This is a genomic window from Nocardia sp. GTS18 (assembly GCF_013839555.1).
GTDB classification, from domain to species: Bacteria; Actinomycetota; Actinomycetes; order Mycobacteriales; family Mycobacteriaceae; genus Nocardia; species Nocardia rosealba.
Genome location: NZ_JACBIU010000003.1, coordinates 128147 through 152179, shown reverse-complemented (window position 1 = coordinate 152179; position 24033 = coordinate 128147). Strand labels below are relative to the sequence as shown.

At 70.4% G+C, this 24033-nt stretch carries 1 protein-coding gene; it reads right to left on the bottom strand.

What is annotated here, in order from left to right:
- Positions 1-15 precede the first annotated feature (15 nt).
- Positions 16-23742: a non-ribosomal peptide synthetase gene (locus HYG95_RS24665; RefSeq protein ID WP_255495005.1), complete on the bottom strand. Its 23727-nt coding sequence runs from the start codon at positions 23740-23742 to the stop codon at positions 16-18.
- Between the last annotated feature and the right edge of the window lie 291 nt (positions 23743-24033).

Here is a 24033-nt window from a genome sequence, read left to right as displayed (position 1 = left end):
GCCGGCTCATCGATTCTATGCGCCGCCCGCCCCCGCCCGTGCATCGACCCTCGTCGTCGCCCGTGGCCGCGGCGCCGGTTCACCACGGCCGGTCGCGTCGAGGACCTGTGCGATGCGGGCGAGCGCGTGCTCGTTCGCCATCGCCCAGTGGGTGGCCTCGATGCGGTGACAGATCACGGCGCCGTCGACGACCGGCGCCCAGGTGGCGGCTCCGTGTGTTCCGGTCGGGTCGTCGACGGTGGCCGCGAAGTACACCAGGTCACCGTCGAAGCGGCGGGGACGGTAGTCGTCGACCATGCTCATCGAGGCCTGTGCGGCGTCGATGATGCGGGCGATGCGGGCGCGGTCGAGTTCGGCGAGCGGTCCGCCGAGGTTCGCGGCGGCGGCGGTGAGTCCGTCGATGCCGAAGTCGAGGTCCTCGCCCGCCAGGCCGCCGAGCAGGTCGCCGACGGTCGGGGCCGGGGTCTGCTCGGGTCCGTCACCGAGCCAGCTGTCCATCATGGCCAGCCGCGCGACCTGTTCGCCCTCGGCCCGCAGACCGGTGGCGACCGCGTGCGCGAGCAAGCCGCCGAGCGACCAGCCGAGCAGGTGGTACGGCCCTTCGGGCTGCACCGACCGGATGGCGTCGATGTAGCGGCGCGCCCAGGCGTCGATGCTGTCGGGCACCGGTTCGTCGGCGGTCAGCGCGGGTGATTGCAGACCGTAGATGGGGCGTTGCGGGTCGAGGTGGCGGGTCAGACCGGCGAACGACCACGACAGGCCGCCGACGGGGTGGATGCAGAACAGCGGTGCCCCGGTGCCGCCGGTGCGCAGGGGCAGCAGGACGGCGAAGGCGTCGGCCTGCGCGTCGTCGCCGCGCAAGCGTTCGACGACGACGGCCGGGGTCGGGTCGGTGAAGAACCAGGCCACCGGCACCGGTGTGCCGAGGGTTTCGCTCAGTCGCGAGGCCAGCTGGACGGCGGTGAGCGAGTTGCCGCCGAGGTCGAAGAAGTTGTCGTCCATGCCGATTCGGTCCAGGTCGAGGACCCTGGCGAATTCGGCGGCGACCCGCTGTTCGGTCTCGGTGACGGGTGCCCGGTAGGTGGCCTGGCGCAGGCGCGGGGCCGGGAGGGCGCCGCGATCGAGCTTGCCCGAGGTGTTCACCGGGAACTCGTCGAGTTCGACGATCACCGACGGCACGAGGTAGCCGGGCAGTTCGTCGGCCAGCGCCGATCGGAGGGCCGCGGTGTCGAGCACCGAGACGCTCTGGGCGACAACAGTTCCGGGAGTTGTGACACCCTCGGGCGAGCCGACGGAGCTTCTCCCCCGTGCGGGAACGACGTACCCGACGAGCCGGTCGGCACCCGTACCCGGCACCACGGCGGCCGCGGCCTGCGCGACACCCGGCTGCCGTGCCAACACGGCTTCGACCTCGCCGAGTTCGATGCGCTGACCGTTCAGCTTCACCTGCAGGTCGGAGCGGCCGACGTATTCCAAGGCGGCCCTTTCGCCGCGCCAGCGGACGAGGTCACCGGTGCGGTACATGCGGGTGCCCGCGGCTCCGAACGGATCGGGGACGAACCGTTCGGCCGTCAGCGCGCCTGCCCCCACGTAGCCGTGGGCGAGTTGGGCGCCGCCGACGTACAGCTCACCGACCACACCGGGCGGCACGGGACGCAACCGGGCATCGAGCACGTACAGCCCGGTGTTCCACACCGGTGTGCCGATCGGCACGGTGACGGTGTCGTCGTCGGTGACGACATGGGTGCTCACCTGCACGGCGGTCTCGGTGGGCCCGTAGAGGTTCACGACCTCGGCCCCGGTCACCGTTCGCACCTGCTGGGCGAGTGCGGCGGGCAGCGCTTCACCACCGGCGAAGATCCGCCGCAGCGAGCGGACGCTGCCGACCCCGGGGCCACGGTCATCGGACGAGCGACCGGCCGCGAACGCCACCATGGCGCCGACGGTTCCGGTGTCTGCCTGCGACCGACTCGTCGCGACTGCCGAGGTCTGCGAGCCGGTGTCGGGGCTGTCGTCGCGGTACGGCCGCCGAGTGGCGGCAGCCGGCGTCACCGCGTCCGTTCTGCCGATGTGGGCGAGGTAGGCGGCCAACAGGGTCGGCGCGAATTGCACTGTGTCGATGCGGTGTTCGGTGATGACGGCAGCCAGGTAGGCCGGGTCGCCGTGGCCGCCGGGACGGGCGATGACGGTGCGGGCGCCGACGCGGGGACCGAGGAACAGTTCCCAGATCGAGGCATCGAAGGTGGTTGGCGTCTTGTGTAGGACCGTGTCACCGGCGGTGAAGCCGAATTCCTGTGCCATCCAGTCGAGTTGGTTGACGATCGCGCGGTGCGGCACCCCGACGCCCTTTGGTAGGCCGGTGGATCCGGAGGTGAAGATCACGTACGCGGTGTGCTCGGGGCGCAGCGGGTGGGTGCGTTCGGCGTCGTCGACGGGTTGCCCGGCGAGTGCTGCCGTCTCGATCTCGTCGAGCACGACCACGTCGATTCCCCGGCCCATCGAGATCGGCAGGTCGGCCCGGACCCGTGAGGTGGTGAGAAGGCAGGCGGGACGGGCGATGTCGAGGACGCGCGCGATGCGTTCGGCCGGATGGTCGGGGTCGACCGGCACATAGGTGCCACCGGCGACAATCACCGCGTACAACCCGACCAGCAGGTCCGTCGAGCGGCGGGCCGCCACCGCCACGGCGGTGTCGGGGCCGACGCCGAGCGTGATGAGGTACCGGGCGAGCCGGTTCACCCGGTCCGCGAAGTCGCCATAGGTGAGGGTGGTCGTGTCGTCGACGAACGCGATGGCCGAGGGGGTCGCGACGACCTGCCGGTAGAAGCCGTCGACCAACGTCTCCGGTGCGAGCGGATGGTCGGTGTCGCACCAGCTTTCGAGCATTCGGTGGTCGGCGTCGGTGAGCAGGTCGACATCACCGACGGCGATGTCCGGGTCGGCGGTGACAGCGTCGAGGATCCGCACGTACGCCTCGGCCATCCGATGTGCGGTGGTGGCGTCGAACAGGTCGGTGGCGTAGGTGAGCCGCACCGAGCAGCCACCGTCGGCGGTATCTGCCAGGACGAGGTCGAGGTCGAATTTGGCGACCGCCGCGTCGGCGTCGATGGCGGTGACGGTGAGGTCCGGCAGCACCACCTCGGTGGGTGTGGCTCCCAGGTTCTGGAAGGCGAGCATCACTTGGAACAACGGGCTGTGTCCGGCCGAACGAACCGGGTCGAGCACGTCGACCAGGCGTTCGAAGGGCACATCGGCGTTGTCGAACGCGTCGAGGTCTATCCGCCTGGCTTCCTTCAGCAGCGCGGTGAAGGAGGTGGCCGGGTCCACACCGGTGCGCAGGACGAGGGTGTTGACGAACATGCCGACCAGGTCGTCGAGCGCGGCGGCACCGCGTCCGGCGACGGGGGTGCCGATAGCGATGTCGGCCGACCCGCTGAGCCGGGCCAGCAGTACGGCCAGTGCCGCGTGGGCGACCATGAACTCACTCGCGTCCGCCCGCCGCGCCACTGCCGTAACGCGCTGCCAGACTTCTTGTGGCACAGCCGTTTCCACGCTGGCGCCGCGCTGGGAGGCGACGGCGGGGCGGGGCCGGTCGGTGGGCAGTTCGAGCAGCGGCGCCAGCCCGTCGAGTTCGGTGCGCCAGAACCGCACCTGACGGGCGGCCAGGGATTCGGGGTCCTGCTCGTCGCCGAGCACGGAGCGCTGCCACAGGGTGTAGTCGGCGTACTGGATCGCCAGCGGTGCCCAGTCCGGTGCGGTGCCCGCGTGACGTGCCAGGTAGGCGGCGGTGGTGTCGCGCAGCAGTGGTCCGGCGGAGAAGCCGTCGGCGCTGATGTGGTGGACCACCACGACCAACACCACTTCGTCGGCGGCGCACCGCAATACGCGCACCCGCACGGGCGGGGCGACGGTCACGTCGAATCCCCTGCCGATCTCGGCGGCCACGATCGACGGCACCGCGATCGGATCGACGGATTCCACCACCGGGGCAGGCACGAACTCCCACACCGCCTGGTGGCCGATACCGTCGACGGCCGGGTAGGCGGTGCGCAGCACCTCGTGCCGCTCGAGCACATCGGTGACGGCGGCGGCCAGGGCGTCGGCGTCGACATCGCCGGTGAGCCGCACCGCGATCGGGATGTTGTAGGCGGCCGATTCCGGGTCGAGGCGGTTGAGCAGCCACATGCGCTGCTGTGCGGCCGACAGCGGGATCCGTTGCGGGCGTGGGCCCGCAACCAGTGCGGTGCCCGCGCCGCTGCCCGCGTGGCCGGCGAGCAGCTCGGCCAGTGCGGCGACGGTGGTCGCCTCGAACAGGGTGCGCACCGGCACCCGGGTGGACAGTGCCGCGCCGAGGCGGGCGGCGACGCGGGTGGCGATGAGCGAGTTGCCGCCGAGTTCGAAGAAGTCGTCGTCGAGACCCACCTGCTCACGGCCGAGCACCTCGGCGAACACCTGGGCCACGGCCCGCTGCACCGGGGTGACCGGGGCGCGGAACGGGCGGGCCACGAACTCCGGCGCCGGCAGTGCGGCCCGGTCGAGCTTGCCGGAAGTGTTGAGCGGGAACGCATCCAGCACCACGACGACCGACGGAACCATGTACGACGGCAGGGCACCCCCGACGGCTGTGCGCAGGAACGCCGGGTCCAGCTCCGCGCCCGGCTGCGGCACCGCGTAACCGACGAGGCGGTCGCCCGTCGGGCTCGGCGACACGACAGCCGCAGCCTGACGCACCCCGGGCAGGGCACGCAGCGCCGCTTCGATGTCACCCAGTTCGATGCGCTGACCACGGAACTTCACCTGGAAGTCGCGCCGGTCGAGGTAGACGAGCACACCGTCGCGGGTCCAGCGCACGACGTCGCCCGTGCGGTACATGCGTTCGCCGGGCGCGGTGAACGGATCGGCGACGAACCGGTCGGCGGTCAGGTCCGGACGACCGAGGTAGCCGCGGGCCAGCTGGTCACCCGCGAGGTACAGCTCGCCCGCCACACCCGGTGCGACGGGGCGCAGCCGGTCGTCGAGCACGTAGACCCGGGTGTTCCATTCGGGCACGCCGATGGGCACCGTCGGCCCGGTCGAGTCGCCGGCGGGCCAGGCGGTCACCGAAACGGCGGCTTCGGTGGGACCGTACAGGTTGTGCAGTGCCGCAGAGGATTTCGCTCGGAAAGCCGTAACCGTGTCCGGGGTGAGCGCCTCACCGATGGCGAGCACCAGGCGCAAGCTCCTGAGCTGCTCGGCTTCCGCGTGCGCGGTGAACATACTCAGCATCGACGGCACGAAGTCCGCCACCGTGATGCGCTGCCGCGCGACCAGCTCCGCGAGATACAGCGGGTCACGGTGCCCGTCGGGCGAGGCGAGCACGAGCGTGGCCCCCGCCGCGAGCGGCACGAAGTACCCCCACACAGACAGGTCGAAGGTCGCGGCCGACTTCTGCAGGTACACATCCCCCGCACCGAGCCGGTACTGCTCGATCATCCACGCCACCTGATTACGCACACCGGCATGACTCATCGCCACACCCTTGGGCCGCCCGGTCGAGCCGGAGGTGAACAGCACATAGGCCAGGTTCGAATCCCGCAGCGGCGCAAGTCGTTCCGCCTCGCTTACCGGGTGGGTCGAGTAGCCCTGCAGGTCGAGGTGGTCGACGAGGACGACACGCACCCCCACCGAGGGCACCGTGTGCCCGGCGACCGAGGAATCGACCGGGTCGTCGGCCGCCGGCGGCTCACCGGAGGTGACGGCGCCGATTTCGAAGCGGTCGCGGCTGGTCGTGAGGACCGTGTGGGGGCGGGCGGTGGTGAGGATCTGGGTGATGCGGTCGGTGGGGTGGTCGGGGTCGATCGGGACGTAGGCGCCGCCTGCGGTGAGAACCGCGTACATGGCCACGACCAGGTCGACCGAGCGACGCATGGCCAGGGCGACCAGGGTGTCGGGGCCGACGCCGTCGGTGATGAGGTGGCGGGCCAGGCGGTTGACCCGGGTGTCGAGCTCGCCGTAGGTGAGGTGTTCGTCCTCGAAGATCAGGGCCCTCGCGTCGGGGCGCGTGGCGACCTGGTGACGGTACGGCGCGAGAAGAGTTACCGTGCGGTCGATCTCGTGGCTGGTGTCGTTCCAGTGGTCGAGGATGCGGGTGCGCTCTTCGGCATCGAGCACGTCGATGGCGTCCACGGGAGTCTGCGGTTCCGCGGCGACGGCGGTGAGCAGCCGTTCCAGGCGCGTGACGACGGCGGCGGCGGTTTCTGGGTCGAATACATCGGTGGCGTAGGTGAGTACGCCCGAAACACCGGCTGCCGCACCGTCGTTCGTGTAGCCATCGCTGACGATCAGGTGCAGGTCGAACTGCGACAGCTCCCCGTCGGTGTCCAGACCCGACACGGTGATGCCGGGCAGCTCCAGTTCGGCGCGTTCGAAGTTCTGGAAGGAGAAGCCCACCTGGAACAGGGGGTGCCGGGCGGTGGAACGCGCCGGGTCGAGCACCTCCACGAGCCGTTCGAACGGCACGTCGGCATTGGCGAACACGGCGAGGTCGGTGGCGCGCTGCCGGATCAGCAACTGGCGGAACGATTCTCCCGCCCGCAGCCGGGTGCGGAACACCAGCGTGTTCACGAACATGCCGACGAGTTCTTCGAGCGCGGCCTCACCGCGCCCGGCAACAGGGGTACCGACGGTCACGTCGGTGCTGTTCGACAGCCGTCCGAGCAGAGCGGCGAAGGCGGTGTGCACCACCATGAACAGCGTGGCACCGCACTCGCGGGCCAGCTCGGTGAGCCTGGCGTGGGTGGCAGCGTCGAGGGCGACCGGGACCGTGCCGCCGGCCATGGTTCGCACGGCCGGGCGTGGCCGGTCGAGGGGCAGCGCGAGTTCGTCGGGCACACCGGCGAGTTCGGTGCGCCAGAAGTCGAGCTGGCGGGCGGCCACCGAGGTGGGGTCGGTCTCGTCGCCGAGCACGGCCCGCTGCCACAGCGCGTAGTCCGCGTACTGCACCGGCAGCGGCGCCCACGCGGGCGCGGTGCCGTCGCGGCGGGCGAGGTAGGCGGTCATCAGGTCGCGCACCAGCGGCGGCACCGACGACCCGTCGGCGCTGATGTGGTGTACCACCAGGGCCAGCACCGCCTCGTCGGCGTCGAGGCGGTACAGCACGACCCGCCACGGCACCCCGGCGGTCACGTCGAAAGTGGTCGCGGCCAGGGTCGTCACCGCACCGGCCACCTCGTCCGGGGTGATGTCGCGGATCTCCAGCGCGACACCGGCCTCGGCGGCCGACAGGATGCGCTGCACCGGACCGTCGGCGGTCTCCGGGTAGTAGGTGCGCAGCACTTCGTGCCGGTCGACCAGGTCGTCGACGGCGGCCGCGAGCGCGTCGGTGTCGAGTACGCCGCGCAACCGGACGGCGATGGGCACGTTGTAGCCCACCGAGTCCGGGTCGAACCGGTTGAGGAACCACATGCGCTGCTGGGCAGGCGAGAGCGGGACCACGGCGGGCCGCTCCCCCGCCGTCAGCGCGAGCCGGGCCGGGCCCGCCTCGGTATCGAGCGCGGTTGCCAGCGCGGCCACGACCGGCGCCTCGAAGATGCGGGCCACCGGCACCTGCCGGTCCAGCGCTGCCCCGAGCCGCGCCGCGACCCGGGTGGCGATCAGTGAGTTGCCGCCGAGATCGAAGAAATCGTCGTCGGCACCGACGCGCTCAGCCCCGAGCACGTCACCGATGATCCCGGCGACCAATATCTCGGTCACCGTCGCGGGTGCGCGGAATTCGCGTGCCCTCAGCTCCGGCGCGGGCAGCGCCCGACGGTCGAGTTTGCCCGAGGCGTTCACGGGCAGCGCGTCGAGGACGACGAACGCGGCCGGCACCATGTAGGTCGGAAGCGCCTCCTGCAACCGGGCTTTCACCTGCGCGAGGTCGATCTGTCCGCGCGTTGGGACGAGGTAGGCGGTGAGGTAGGGGCCGGTGCCGTCGTCACGGACGGTCACCACGGCGCGGTCGACAGTGTCGATACCGCCGAGCACCGCCTCGATCTCGCCGAGTTCGATGCGCAAGCCACGCAGCTTCACCTGGAAGTCGGTGCGGCCCAAGTACTCCAGTTCACCGGTGCGGGTGCGTACGACGAGGTCACCGGTGCGGTACATCCGTTCGCCGGGTGCGCCGTAGGGGTTGGCGACGAAGCGGTCGGCCGACAGGTCCGGGCGGCCGAGGTAGCCACGGGCCAGCTGCACACCGGCGAGGTAGAGCTCGCCGGGTGTGCCGACGGGCACGGGGCGCAGGCGGGCGTCGAGGACGTGCAGGGCGGTGTTGGCGACCGGTGCGCCGATCGGCACCGTCACGGTGTCGGCGTCGGTGACCTCGTGGAAGGTCACGTCGACGGCGGCCTCCGTCGGGCCGTACAGATTGTGCACGGCCACACCGGGAATCAGCGCGCGCAGACGCTGCGCATCGGCGGCGGGCAGTGCCTCACCGGAGGCGAACACCGAACGCAGCGACACACAGTCGACGGATCGGGGTTCGGCGAGGAACGCAGCGAGCATCGACGGAACGAAGTGCGCCACACCGACTCCGGTGCGGGTGATGACCTCGGCCAGGTAGGCGGGGTCACGATGCCCGTCGGGGCGGGCGATCACCAGCGTGGCGCCGATCTGCAAGGGCCAGAACAGTTCCCACACCGACACGTCGAAGGTGATCGGCGTCTTCTGCAACACGGTGTCGGCCGGTGTGAGCCCGTAGGTGTTTTGCATCCAGACGAGACGGTTGACGATGGCGGTGTGGCTCACCGCCACACCCTTCGGCTTTCCGGTCGACCCGGACGTGAACAGCACGTACGCCAGGTCGGCACCGCGCAACGGGCGGAGACGATCGGCATCGGTCACCGGGTGGGCGTCGAAGTCGTCGAGGTCGAGTTCGCCGGGATCGATGGTGCGAGTGCCGGTTTCGGGGAAGCCGGAGGCGGCAAGCACACAGACCGGTGCCGCGGTGGCCAGCACATCGGCGATCCGGTCGGCCGGGTGGTCGGGGTCGAGCGGCAGGTACGCCGCACCTGCCGCCTGCACGGCATAGAGCGCGACGAGCAGATCGATTCCGCGCCGCAGTCCCACACCCACGATGGCGCCGGGCCCCACCCGCTCCCCGATCAGCCAGCGCGCGAGACGAGCCACACGAACAGCGAACTCGCCGTGAGTGATTCGCTGCCCCTCGAATTCGAGGGCGATGGCATCCGGGGTGCGAAGGGCCTGTTCGGCGAACATCGACACGAGCGTGGCATCGGTGTCCAGAGGCGCGTGCGTGGAGTTCCAGGCCGCGAGCTGGGCCCGATCGGTGTCGTCGAGCAGGTCGATCTCACCGACGATCGCCGCGTCGTCGGCGACCACCGCACGCAGCACCCGGACGAACCGCGCGCCGAAGGCGGCGACGGTCTCGGCGTCGAACAGATCGGTGGCATACCGCAGCCATCCGCGCATCCCCGGTCGACCACCCGCACCGGCGGTTTCGTTGACGGCGAGCGACAGGTCGAACTGCGTGGTCGCCGCGGGCAGCGCGAATTCGTCGATCCGCAGGCCCGGCAGTTCGACGGTGGTGTCGTCGCGGTGCTCGAAAGCGAGCATCACCTGCACGATCGGCGCGTACGAGGTGGAGCGCACCGGGTTGAGTTCGTCGACGAGCCGTTCGAAGGGCAGGTCCGCGTGCGCGAAAGCGCGCAGATCGGCCGCACGCACGGTGGCGAGCAGGTCGGCGAACGCCGCCCCCGCGTCCACCGGGGTACGCAGGACCAGGGTGTTGACGAACATGCCGACGAGATCGTCGAGCGCCGCATCGGCTCGTCCCGCGACCGGCGTGCCGATGGCGATATCGCCGCCCGCACCGTGCCGGGCCAGCAGCACCGCGAATGCCGCGTGCACCACCATGAACGTGGACGTCCCGTGCCTGCGGGCCAGCGCCTCTATCCCGGCGACGACCTCGGTGGGCACATCGAATCCGACGGCAGCGCCCTCCCCCGCGCGCACAGCGGGACGTGGTCGATCCGTCGCCAACTCGAGAGCCGGTGCCAGCCCGGCCAATTCGTCACGCCAGTGCGCCAGCTGCCGCGCCAGGCGCGACTTCGGATCGTCGGCGTCGCCGAGGACCTCCCGCTGCCACAGCGTGAAGTCCGGGTACTGCACCGGCAACGGCTCCCACTGCGGCGCGACCCCCGCCGTCCGCGCGGCATACGCGGCGATGAGATCCCGCGCCAACGGCGTGATGGACACACCGTCAGCCGCGATGTGATGAACGGCCAGCACGAAGACATACTCATGGTCCCGCGTGGAGCCGCCTGCGGAGGTCACCCCCTGGGTCCGCGCCCCGTCGCCCGACACTCGATCGGCCGAGGCATCGCCCAGAGCTCGGGCAGTACCGTTGACCCCGCCGGTGGCGACGCGGTCGCCGCCATTGCGCCCGGACCCGTCATCGTTGTGGGCACCCGCGCGACGGCCGACCTCGTGGTGGTCGACGCCGTGCGGCAGGACATCACCGAGGCTGACGACCCCGTAATCGGCAGACTGCCCGGCGAGACGGCGGTGGTCGGGCAGTTCGTTCGCCGGTGTGGGCACCGGGCGCAGGAGTGCCGCGCGCAGGGGCGGCTTGGTGGTGAGGTCGAAGCCCGCCCCGACGACGGCGCGGACAGCAGCGGCGAGGTTCGGCTCGGGGACCTCCTCGAGTACCGCGTCGGGTAGGGCCTGGTCGACCGGAAGGACCACCTGCGTGGGGCCGTCCGTGTCTTCGGGGAAGACGGTGCGCAGGGCCTCGTGGCGGGCGAGGACGTCGGCGAGGGCGGCCCACAGGGCGGCGATGTCGAGGTCACCGGTGAGGCGCAGGGCGATGGGCAGGGTGTAGACGGCCGAGTCGGGGTCGATGCGGTTGAGCAGCCAGAGACGAGTCTGGGCCAGTGACAACGGGATTCGGTCGGGACGTGGGTGCACCGCGGCCAGCGGCGGCAGCTGTTCGCCGTCGGTGGCGCGTTCGGCGAGCCCGGCCACGGTCGGTGCTTCGAACACGTCGCGCACGTCGAGGGCGCTGCCCAGTGCCGCGTTGGCGCGGGCGACCAGCCGCATGGCCAGCAGTGAGTTGCCGCCGACGGCGAAGAAGTCGTCGTGGGCACCGATGCGGGTCACGCCGAGCAGGTCGGCGATCACCTCGGCGAGCGTTGCCTGGGTGCCGGGACGTGGCGCCACGTAGGCGGTGGTGACCGACAGGTCGGCAGCGGGCAGGGCGGCACGGTCGAGCTTGCCCGCCGAGTTCAGCGGCACTGTGTCCAGCACGACGAAATGCGTGGGAACCATGTAGGCGGGCACGCGGCTCGCCACATGATCGCGCACCTTCGCGGCGTCGACCGCACCGGCTACATAGCCGACCAGGCACTGACGCCCCGAGTCGTCCGTGGCGGGCAGCACCGTCGCATGCGTGACGCCGGGAACGTCGCCGAGGGCGGCCTCGATCTCACCGAGCTCGATTCGCAGGCCACGGATCTTCACCTGGAAGTCGTTGCGGCCCAGGTAGATCAGCGCACCATTGCGGTCGCGGCGGACCAGGTCGCCGGTGCGGTACATACGGGTACCGTTCGCACCGAACGGGTCGGCGACGAAACGGTCGGCGGTCAGATCCGGCCGCCCCAGGTAGCCACGGGCCAGCTGGGCACCCGCCAGGTACAGCTCACCCGTCACACCGGTGGGCACCGGGTGCAGCCGCTCGTCGAGGACGTAGGCGCGCACATTCCAGGTGGGCCTACCGATGGGCAGTTCGGTCTGTTCGACCGGTGCCGTGATCTGCTGGAAGGTGCTGGTGATCGCCACCTCGGTCGGACCGTAGGTGTTGTGCAACTCGACGGGCAGCGTGGCCAGCACCGTCGCCGCGAGCGGGGCGGGCAGTTCCTCGCCACCCACATGCAGCATGCGCAGGCCGCGCAGGGCGTCACCGAGCCCTTCGGCGAGCATCGCCGACAGCACCGACGGCACCAGTTCGACCACGGTGACCCGCTGTTCGCGCAGTACCCGCGCCTGATAGGCGAGGTCGAGGTGGCCGCCGGGGCGCAGCAGCACCAGGGTGGCGCCGAGCAACGCCGGGGCCAGCAGTTCCCACAGCGACACGTCGAAGGTCAGCGGGGCGCGCTGTAGCAGGCGATCCTCAGCGGTCAACGCGTATTCCCCGCGCAGCCAGCACAATTCGTTCATCACCGCCCGGTGGGTGATGAGCACGCCCTTGGGCAGACCGGTGGAACCGGAGGTGAACAGGGCATACGCCGGATGGTCCGGCAGCAGCGGTGCGAGGCGCTCGGCATCGGTGACCGGAGTACCCGGCACCGGGACCTGCGCAGGGTCTTCGAGCTGAGCGACGGTGAGCACCGGGAACCCGGACCGCGAGGCGGCCGCGAAATGCACCGAGGCGGTGGCGGACCGGATGCCCGCGTCCACGTGATCGAGGTCGCTCGCCTCGGCGGCGACGACCAATCGTGGTGCCGCCGTCGCCAGTACGTGGCCGATGCGGTCGGCGGGCTGGGCCGGGTCGATCGGCACGTACACGCCACCGGCGGCGAGCACACCGTGCAACACGACCAGCAGGTCGATTCCGCGCGGAACAGCGACGGCGACCGGCGTTTCCGGCCCGACACCGCACTCGATCAGCCTGCGCGCCAGGCGATTGGCCCTGGCCGCGAGCACACCGTAGGTGATCTCGGTGTCCTCGAAAACGGCCGCTATCGCCTGCGGATCGCGCGCGGCCGCCGCATCGAGCAGATGGGCGGCCAGCGGCGCGCCGATGCCCAGCTCGGCCAGCTCCCGCTCGAGCGGAACCACCTCGCCGTGCGGGCCCGCCACCAACTCGGCGCGGACCGGTTCGGCGAGCAGTTCGAGGTCGCCGACGGGTGTCGCCGGAGCCTGCACGGCCGCGCGGAGCACGAGCTCGAGCATGGCAGCCATCGTCGCGACGGTCTCGGCGTCGAAAAGGTCCGTCGCGTAGCGCAATTCGAGATCGAGACCGTCGGGCTCGCCGTCGGCGTCGAACCGGTCGACGAAGGTGAAGTCCAGGTCGACTTCGATCGGCGCGTCCGGCAGTTCGAGGCCCGAGAGGGTGAGCCCGGGCAGTTCGAACGCGGCGCGCCGCTGATTCTGCAGGGCGAGCGACACCTGGTACAGCGGCGAATAGCCCTGCGAGCGTGCGGGGTTCACCGCATCGACGAGTGTTTCGAACGGGACGTCGGCGTTGTCGAAGGCATCGAGGTCACCGGCGCGGATCTGGTCGAGCAGGTCGGCGAATCCGGTTCCGCCGCGCACCTCGGCGCGCAGGACGAGCGTGTTGACGAACATGCCGACGATGTCGTCGAGTTCGCGATGACCGCGCCCGGCCACCGGGGTGCCGACCACGATGTCGGACCCCGACGACAGCCTGGCCAGCAACACCGCGAGGCCCGCGTGCAGCACCATGAACGTGGATGCCCGGCGCGCCCGAGCCAATTCCTCGATCCCCCGGTGCAAGTGCGCGTCGAAGGCGGTGATGAAGGTGGCCCCGCGATCGGAGGCGATCAGCGGCCTACGGCGGTCCGTCGGCAGAGTGAGGACGTCGGGCAGCGCGGCCAGGCGGTGCCGCCAGTAGTCGAGCTGGCGGGCCAGCGGTGCGTCCGGATCGTCGACGCTGCCGAGCCCCTCGGTCTGCCACAGCGCGTAATCGGCGTAGTGCACCGTGAGCGGCGGCAGTTGCGGCGCGCTGCCCGTGGCGCGGGCGGCGTAGGCGGCCACCAGGTCACGGGTGAGCGGGCCCATCGACCAGCCGTCGGCGGCGATGTGATGCACGACGAGCACCAGCACGTGCTCGGTCGGCGTCACGCGCAGCAGGGCGACGCGCACCGGCACCTCGGCGGTGATGTCGAAACCGCCCGACAGCACCTGCGCGACGGCGCCGGACACGTCGGTGGCGGAAACGTCGGAGACCGTGAACTCGGGAACGAACGGGTCGCCGACGAGTTGCGTTGCCTGCCCGTCGAATTCGGGGTAGGTGGTGCGCAGGGTCTCGTGCCGGAAGACCAGGTCGCCCAAGGCGCCGCGCAGCGCCGGAACGTCGAGTTCACCGCTGAGGCGGATGGCCACGGGGATGTGATAGGCGGCGGACTCCGGGTCGAAACGGTGCAGGAACCACATGCGCTGCTGCGCGGGCGACAACGGGATCCGTTGCGGGCGTTGACCCGCCACCGGCCCGCGCCTGCTCCCGGTGCCACGCAGAGTGTCCAGGCGCTGTGCCAAGCCACTGACGGTGCTCGCCTCGAACAGCTGACGGACCGCGACGCGCGCATCGAGCGCGGCGCCGAGGCGTGCGGCCACCTGGGTGGCCAGCAGGGAGTTGCCGCCGAGCGCGAAGAAGTCGTCGTCGGCGCCCACCCGGTCCAGTTCGAGCACGCCGGCGAAGGTGGCGGCGACGATGCGTTCGGTCGTGGTCGCGGGCTCCCGGTGAACGGTGCGGCGCACCTGTGGGGCGGGCAGTGCGCGGCGGTCCAGCTTGCCGGAGGCAGTGAGCGGCAGTTCGTCGAGGAACACGTAGGCGCCCGGCACCATGTAGGCGGGCAGGGTGGCGGTGACAGCGGCGTCGAGATCCGCCGGAGTGCAGGCGTCACGGTCGGGCGCACCCGAGACTGTGCCGTCGACACCGGCTTCGGTCGAGGCTGATTGCGCACCGCCTGTCGGTACGGAACCGGCTGCAGTCGAAGCTGATTGCGCACCTCCGGCCGGGATGACCCCGACTGAGGGAGAGGCTCGCCGGGCAGCCGCGACGGGTTCGGCTTCGGTGCTGTCGCGGACGATGTAGGCGACGAGCTGGTCGGGCTTGCCGTCGTCCGAGCGGACGACGACCACCGCGCGGCGAACGCCGGAAACCGTGGTGAGGGCGGCTTCGATCTCGGCGGGTTCGATGCGCAAGCCACGCAGTTTCACCTGGAAATCGGTGCGGCCCAGGTAGTGCAGGGCGGGGCCGGTGGACGTGGTGCGCCAGGTGACGAGGTCACCGGTGCGGTAGAGGCGATCGCCGGTGCCGAACGGGTTCGCGACGAAACGCTCGGCGGTGAGGTCGGCGCGACCGTGGTAGCCGTCGGCGAGCTGGGCGCCGGCCACATACAGTTCGCCGGGCACACCGGCCGGGACCGGGTGCAGGCGCGAATCGAGCACGTACACACGGGTTTCGGCGACAGGCGAACCGATGGGCACGGTCGCACCCTGGTCGTCGGCGAACCGGTGGGTGGTGACCTGGATGGCGGTTTCGGTGGGCCCGTACAGGTTCACCACCGTGGCGTTGGTGCGTTCGCGGACGGTACGCGCCAGTTCGGTGGTGAGCGCCTCACCGCCGGCGAACACCAGCCGCAGCGCGCTCTGCCCCCGGGAAACGTCGCCGGACCGATCGTGCGGGTCGCCCACGGTTCCGGTCGTTTCCGCCATCACGGCGGTCAACACCGAAGGCACATACTGCACCACACTCACGCTGTGCCGGGCAGTCGCGGCGGCCAGGTACGCCGGATCGCGATGCCCGTCGGGCGCGGCCAGAACCAGTCGGGCCCCGACCTGCAAGGGCCACAACAGCTCCCACACCGAGGCGTCGAAGGTGAAGGGCGTCTTCTGCAGCACCACATCATCGGCGGAGAGCGGATAAGCGCTCTGCAACCACCGCAGCTGGTTCACCACCGCGCGGTGCGGTACCGCCACGCCCTTGGGCCGACCGGTCGAACCGGAGGTGAACAGCACATAGGCGAGATTGTCGGGACGCAGTGGGGCACAGCGCTCTTCGTCGACGATCGGATCACCCGACAGCGCCGACAGATCGAGGGTGTCCACCTCGACCGCCTCACCCACGCCGACACCACTTCCGGCGACGGTAAGCACACACACCGGTGCCGTCTGAGCGAGCACATACGCGGTTCGGTCAGCTGGATGATCCGGATCCACCGGCACGTAAGCGGCCCCGGCGGCCAGCACTGCGTGCACCGCGACCAACTGCTCGACACCACGCCGCATCGCCACGGCCACGAGAGAACCCGGCCCCGCACCAAGCCCGATGAGATGCCGGGCCAACCGAGCAACCCTCTCACCGAACTCGGCATACGTGAACCGCACCGATACCGGACCGCCCATCGCTACCGCGCTGTCGGCACCACTGCCACACCCTGCCCCACCTCGCTCTGCGTGATGGAAGACCGAAGTCCCCACACCGCCCACCCGGTTGGGCTCGACGACGGGCTCGGCATCGGAAACGATCGGTGTCGCAGCGCGATCCACACTGCGTGACCCGACCACGGGCTGCTGCGCATCAAGGGCTACCGCTGTGTCCGCAAGATCCGCACCGCGCGCTACTCCCGCGGGTTCGGCATCGAGGATGAGAGCTGTTGCGCCGGGGCTGGCCGCGACCTGGTCGGCGAACAGCGAAGCCAGGGTGGCGGTAGCGGCGGGCGCTCGGGCGGCACGGGCGGCCGCGACGTGGTCACCCGACTGCGCTGCCAGGCCGGAAGCAGCAGCGGCGGAGTCTTCCTGAGCGGCAGCGTCGACCACCGCCCGGTCGGTCGACTGCGTTATCAGGGCGGAACCAGCCGCAGAGGGCGCGTCCCCGATGGCGAGCAGTTGTGTGCGTTCCGTGTCGTCGAGGAGGTCGATGTCGCCGACCGGGCGCGTGGGGTCCGTCAGGGCGCTGGTGAGGGCGCGGTGCAGGCGGGTGGCGAATCCGGCGACGGTCGCCGCGTCGAACAGATCGGTGGCGTAGAGGAAGGCGCCGGAAAGTCCGGTGGGAGCGCCGTTCTCGTCGCGGTGTTCGGTGAGGGTGAGTTCCAGGTCGAACTTGGCGACCGTGGTCGGCAGGTCGACGCCACCGACCGTCAGGCCGGGCAGGACGAGTTCGCGCGCGGTGTCCTCGTTCAGCGACAGCATCACCTGGAACAGGGGGTTGCGGGCCGTGGAACGCACCGGGTCGAGCGCCTCGACGAGCCGCTCGAACGGCACATCGGCGTGCCCGAAGGCCGCCAGATCGGTGTCACGGACCCGCGCGACCAGCTCGGCGAACGGCGTCGCGGGTGCCACCTCGGTGCGCAGAACCAGGGTGTTGACGAACATGCCGACCAGGTCGTCGAGTGCGCGGTGCCCACGCCCCGACACCGGCGTGCCGATGGCGATATCGGTGGTCGCCGACAAGCGCGCCAACAACACGGCGAACGCCGCGTGCACGGCCATGAACACCGTCACCCCGTGCGCCCGCGCGAATTCGGCCAGCGCACGGTGCGTTTCGGCCTCGAATTCGACCGCGTGCACCGCTCCTCTGCGCGAGGCGACCGCAGGCCGCGGCCGGTCGGCAGGCAACTCCAACTGCTCCGGCAGCCCGTCCAGCGTCTTACGCCAGTACGAAAGCTGCTGGGCAGCCACCGATCCGGGGTCGGCCGCGGTGCCGAGCACCGCATGCTGCCACACCGCGTAATCGGCGTACTGCACGCTCAGCGGTTCCCACGCGGGAGCCTCCCCTACAGCCCGCGCCCCGTACGCGGCGAGCACATCGCGGATCAACGGACCGAACGAAAATCCGTCCGCCGCAATGTGATGCAGCACGATAGCCAGCACGTACTCCGCTGCGCCGTCAACCGACACAGCAGCTTCCCGTGCTTCTCCGGGGATCTGACCGACACCGGCCGATGCGTCTCCGCCGAACTGCTCCTGCGCAGTCAGCAGCGCCTCCGCGGTGAACTCCACCGTACCGGCTTGCGCCGCACCGGACCTCACGCCGTCGTCGGTGGGCGCGTCCCCGTCAAGCATCGTAGGCACGCCCGTCGATACACCCGTAACTTGCAGTGCCGCACCGGTACTCACGGGATCGGCAAGCAGCGGTTCCTCGCCGGAGCGCGCTGACGTATCGATCGGACCGTACCCGCTGGTCGGCGCTTCCCTGGTGTCGCGCACGCGGAACAGGGCGATGCGGAGGGGTGCGTCGGTGGTGAGTTCGAAGCCGGCGTTGGCGAAGGTACGGATCGCGTCGGGGAGGTCGTCGGTAGAGAGGACCTCGGGGTGGATGTCAGGGAGAAGACCCGGGGTGGGGAGGATTTCGGCGATCGCGTGGCCGTCGCGTTCGGGGTACCGGGTGCGCAGGACCTCGTGGCGGTCGAGGACGTCGACGAGGGCTGCGCGCAGAGCGGGCACGTCGAGGTCGCCGGTGAGGCGCACGGCCATCGGGATGTTGTCGGCGGATGAACCGGGGTCGAAGCGGTTGAGGAACCACATGCGCTGCTGGGCCGGGGACAGCGGCAGCGGGTCGGGGCGCACGCCCGCGACGAGGGCCGGACCGACGCCGGTGCCGCGCAGCCGCTCGGCGGCGTCGGCCAGGGAGCGGACCGAGGCGGTGTCGAACAGTTGCCGCACCGGAATGCGGATATCGAGGTCGGTGCCGATGCGGGCCATCACGCGGGTGGCGAGGAGCGAGTTGCCGCCGAGCTCGAAGAAGTCGTCGTCGCGGCCGACCCGTTCCAGACCGAGGACCTCGGCGAACGCGTCCGCGACTACCTGTTCGGCACGGGTGACGGGCGCGCGGTAGACGGCGGCTTCGAATACGGGAGCGGGCAGCGCCGAACGATCCAGTTTGCCGACCGGGGTCAGCGGCACCTCGTCCAGAGTCATGATCGTGGCGGGCACCATATGCGCGGGCAGATGCGCGGCGGAATGCGCGAGCAACTCCGAGGTGTCGACAGCGGCCTCGGGGGCCTGCACCACATAGGACACCAGCAGGGTCGCACCAGCCTCGGTGCGGTGCCCGATCGTGACGGCGAAACGCACCGTCGGGTACTTGGCGAGGACGGCGTCGATCTCACCGAGTTCGATCCGGAACCCACGCACCTTCACCTGGAAGTCGTTGCGCCCCAGGTATTCCAGGTCGTAGGAGTCACCGAGGCGCACCCAGCGGACGGTGTCGCCGGTGCGGTACATCCGCTCCCCCGGCGCGCCGTACGGGTTGGTGACGAACCGGCTCGCCGTCAACGCGGGCCGACGATGGTAGCCGCGCGCCAACTGCGCGCCCGCGATGTAGAGCTCACCGACGACACCGGCGGGCACCGGGCGCAGCCGCTCGTCGAGCACCAATTCGGTGGTCCCCTCCACGGGACCACCGAGGGTGATCGGCGTTGTGGCGCCGAGTGGTTCGCTGATATTGGTGACGATCGTGGTTTCGGTCGGCCCGTACCCGTTGCGGAACACCAACCCCGGAATCGCCGCCGTCCACCGTGCCACCAGCTCCGCCGGACACGCCTCACCACCCACCACGACGACCCGCAGATCGGCGAGCCCCACCGGATCGACCGTCGCGAGCGCCGACGGCGTGATGACCACATGGGTCACCCGTTCGACCCGCAACAGTTCACCCAGCTCCGCCCCACCGAACACCCCGTTCGGCGCGACGACCATGGTCGCTCCCGCGCTGACGGTGAGCAGCAGCTCGGCCACCGAGATGTCGAACGACGGCGACGCCACATGCAGGACCCGCGCGTCCGCCGCAGCCCGATACCGTCCCGCCTGCACCGGCAGGTAGGCGGCGACAGCCGCGTGCGGAATCACCACACCCTTGGGCAGACCGGTGGTGCCGGAGGTGTAGATGACATAGGCCGGGTCGAGCGGATGCGGCCTCCGAGCATCACCCGACGCATCGAACCCGTCGATGACAACGTCCGCCGCGCCGAATCCACCATCACCCTCGACAAGCCTCGGCGCGGTGACATCGGGAACGGCGTGCGTGTCCGTGTACACGGCGGCGCGGTCGACGACCAGCCAGTCCACGGCGGCGGGTAGGTCCGCGCGGAGCTCGTCGGTGGTGATGCCTGCGGCGGCGCCGGAGTCGGCGAGCATGTGGGTGATGCGGTCGGCCGGGTAGTTCGGGTCGACCGGGAGGAAGCCTGCGCCCGACTTGATGACGGCCCACACGGCGGTCACCGACGCTGCCGAGCGCGGAATGCTGACGGCGACAACATCTCCCGGGCCCACGCCGTGGTCGGCCAACCGGGCGGCCAAGCTGGTGGCGGCGGCTTCGAGTTCGCCGTAGGTGAGGGTCTGTCCGCCGTGGCGGATGGCGATAGCGGCCGGGTCGGCGGCGGCACGGGCAAGAACTTCGGGCAGCAGGGGTGCGGGCTCGGCGAAACCGCCGCTGCGGGTGGTGAGTTCGGTGAGTTCGGTGTCGATCAGCAACGGCAGATCGGCTACCGGGGTATGCGGTGCGGCGGCGATCGCGGAGAGCAGTCCGGTGAAGCGGCGCACCATCGTGGTAACCGTCGACACGTCGAACAGTTCTGTGGCGTAGGAGAATTCGCCGGACAGACCATCGGCCGCAGCGTCGCGCAATGTCACCGACAGGTCGAACTTCTCGATGTCGTAGGGCAGGTCGACCGCGCTTGCCCGCAGGCCGGGCAGTTCGAAGGTGGTCAGGGGCAGGTTCTGTAGCGACAACGCCACCTGGAACAGGGGGTGCCGACCGGCCGAACGAGTAGGCGCCAGCACTTCGACGAGCCGCTCGAAGGGCAGGGTGGTGTGTTCGAAGGCGGCCAGGTCGTCGGCCCGGACGCGGCCGAGCAGCTCGGCGAACGGTTCCCCGGCGCGCACCTGGGTGCGCAGCACCGCGGTGTTGACGAACATGCCGATCACATCGTCGAGTTCGGCGGCACCGCGCCCGGCGACAGGGCTGCCGATCGCCACATCCACATTGCCCGACAGACGGGCGATGAGCACCGACAATGCCGCGTGCAACACCATGAACAGCGTCGCGCCGCGTTCGGCGGCAACAGCATTCAGCGCCGTGACCAACTCGGCGTCAAGGCTGAACTCGACCCGCTGCCCACGCATCGAGGCGGTCGCTGGGCGCGGCCGATCGGTCGGCAACCCCGACTCGTCCGGCAGACCGGCCAGCGCCGCCCGCCAGAACGCGATCTCCCGCCCCGCCTGCGAAGCCGGATCGTCCTCTTCGCCGAGCACGGCCCGCTGCCACAGCGTGTAATCGGCGTACTGCACCGCCAGCGGCTCCCACGCGGGCGCCGCTCCACTGGTCCGTGCCTGATAGGCGGCCATAGTGTCGCGCACCAGCGGCCCCGCCGACCACCCGTCGGCCGCGATGTGGTGCACCACGAGCACCAGCACGTGATCCCCGTCGTCCTCGAACAACCGCACCCGCACCGGCGGCGCCACCGCCACATCGAAACCGCGCAGGATCTCCCCCGCGATTACCTCCCGCAGCTCGTCCGCTGCAACAACAATCGGTTCCAACAGCGCCGCACCAACGCCTTCGCCACCGACAGCACCGCAACCCGCAGCCGCGGCGCCGAGCGCCGGTTCCGCGACACCGTGGCTACCGCCGCCGGGGGCCGATGCCCCGGCATGTGCACAGCCCGCCGCCTCGGCGACGAGCAGCTCGTAAGCCTCGGCGGGGTCGAGCACAACCTGCGTCCCGACCCCGTCCACCTCGGGGTAGACGGTCCGTAGCACTTCGTGGCGGGCGATCAGGTCGCGGACGGCCGCACGCAAGGCCGCATGATCGAGCGCACCGGAGAGGCGAACCGCGATCGGGATGTTGTAGGCGCCGGTGGTCGGGTCGAAGCGGTTCAGGAACCACATGCGTTGTTGAGCGGGCGACAGCGGCAGAACGGAGGGGCGGGGGCCTGCGACGAGAGCCGGCCTCTCGTCGGCATCGCAAGCATCGATCAACGACGCGAGAACCGCGACGGTGGGACTGTCGAAGAAGTCCCGAACATCTACGCGCACACCGAAGTTCGCGTGCAGGCGAGCGATGGCCCGGGTGGCGATCAGGGAGTTGCCGCCGAGCCGGAAGAAGTCGTCGTCCAGGCCGACGGTCTCGACGTCGAGCAGTTCGGCGAACAGCGCCGCCACCGCCTGCTCGGTCGCGGTCACCGGCGCACGGAACTCGGCCGCGGCCACACGGAAGTCGGGTTCGGGCAATGCTTTCCGGTCCAGCTTGCCGCTCGCATTGATCGGCATCGCGGGCAACTGCACCAGCAGCGAGGGCACCATGTATTCCGGCATCGATGCCTTCGCATGCGCCACCAGCTCGGCCTCGTCGACAGGCTCCCCGTCGACACTCACCACATACCCGACCAGCGCCTCACCGGCCGCGTGCCGGTGCAGCACCACCGCGGCGTTGCCGACGCGCGGGTGCGCCGCGAGCACGGCCTCGATCTCGCCGAGTTCGATCCGCAACCCACGCAGCTTCACCTGGAAGTCGGTGCGCCCCAGGTATTCCAGCTCGGCACCGCCGGGCAGCTGCCGCACGAGATCACCCGTGCGATACATGCGTTCACCGGGCTCGCCGTAGGGGTTGGCGACGAACCGGTCGGCGGTCAGCCCGGGCCGCGCCACATAGCCACGAGCCAACTGCACACCCGACAGATACAGCTCACCGACCACCCCGGCGGGCACCTGGTCGAGGTTCTCGTCGAGCACGAGCAACCCGGTGTCGTCGGCGGGCCCACCGATCGGCACCGACACCTCGTCGGCCTCGGTCACCTCGTGTGCGGTGACGTCGACCGCCGCCTCGGTCGGCCCGTACAGGTTGTGCAGCGCCGTCGCCGACAGCTTGCGTAGCCGCGCGGCGGTCGCGGCGGGCAATGCCTCACCGGAGGCGAACACCATCCGCAACGACGACAGATCCGCGACCGTCGCGGCCTCGGCCAGCTCACCGACGAAGGCGGCCAGCATGGACGGCACGAAGTGGGTCACCGTCACACGGTGGCGGGCGATCAGGTCGGCCAGGTAGGCGGGATCACCGTGACGGCCCGGTTCGGCGATCACCAGCCGGGCACCGATCTGCAAGGGCCAGAACAGTTCCCACACCGACACGTCGAAGGTGTACGGGGTCTTCTGGAGCACCACGTCGTCTTCGGTCATCGCATAGCTGCGCTGACGCCAGTCCAGGTTCGCCACGATCGCACTGTGGGTCACCGCGACACCCTTGGGCCGACCGGTCGAACCGGAGGTGAAGATGACATAGGCCGTGTTCCCAGCCTGCGCTCCCAACATGATCTCCGCCGGTACCGCGGACCAGTCGACGTCGTCGGTGCGCAACACCGCCGCGCCACCCAGATCCGGTTCGTCGCACGCCCGCGTCACCACCACGACGGGCCGTGCCACCTCGAGCACGTAGTGCAACCGGTCCACCGGATGATCCGGGTCCAGCGGCACATACGCCCCGCCCGCCCGCACGATCGCGTGCACGGCGACGATCAACTCGACACTGCGCCGCATCGCCAACCCGACCAGCGACTCCGGGCCGACACCGAGCCCGGCCAGCCGATCGGCCAGCACCCGGACCCTGGCATCGAATTCGGCATAGGTCAGCGTCTGGTCACCGAACTGCACCGCCACCCGATCCGGAGTGCGCGCCAGCTGCTCGGCGAACCGGTCGACCAGCGTCGCCCCGGCGGCAGGCGCCTCGATCCCGAGCACGGTCATCGCGTCGGCGGCCAGTGTGTTCAGCAAGCGCCCGAAGGTGCCCTCGGCCGCGTCGACAACCCCCGGAAACAGCTCGGCGAGCACGACCTGGACGAGCGTCTCGGGGTCGAGCGCGCCGCCGGTGAGCTCCGCCATCAGTGTGAGCTGGGCATCCAGCTCCGCGTAGGACACCGAGGTGCCGTCGAATCCGACGGCGGTCCGTGCCGGTTCCATCGCCGCGACCGTCGCCACCAGCGCCGCCAGCTGATCGATCTGCGCGCACGCCGGAGTGGGGTTGGTCATTGCAACACTGCCTTCCATCTACCGGCCGCGGGTAACGCCACGCAGCCGCGAAAAACTCTCGGAACTCCCCCGGCTCGCACCGGGTCGGGGATCGGCGCACGGACGGCCAACCCCGGGCACCCTGCCCGAAATCCGCCCGCTCACACCGGAATTCAGTGCGATCGGCTATGACACGATCGCGACATTCCAGCTCGTCGCCACACAACCAGCAATGACTCGGTTATCTCCCGACCTCCATCGTCAACCCCGACACCCGACACACGCGCCCGTAGACGACTGAAGCGTATTCGT

Bases quoted from the DNA above. Each gene is read 5' to 3' on its own strand.
- HYG95_RS24665 (WP_255495005.1), bottom strand. From the start codon at position 23,742: ATGACCAACCCCACTCCGGCGTGCGCGCAGATCGATCAGCTGGCGGCG.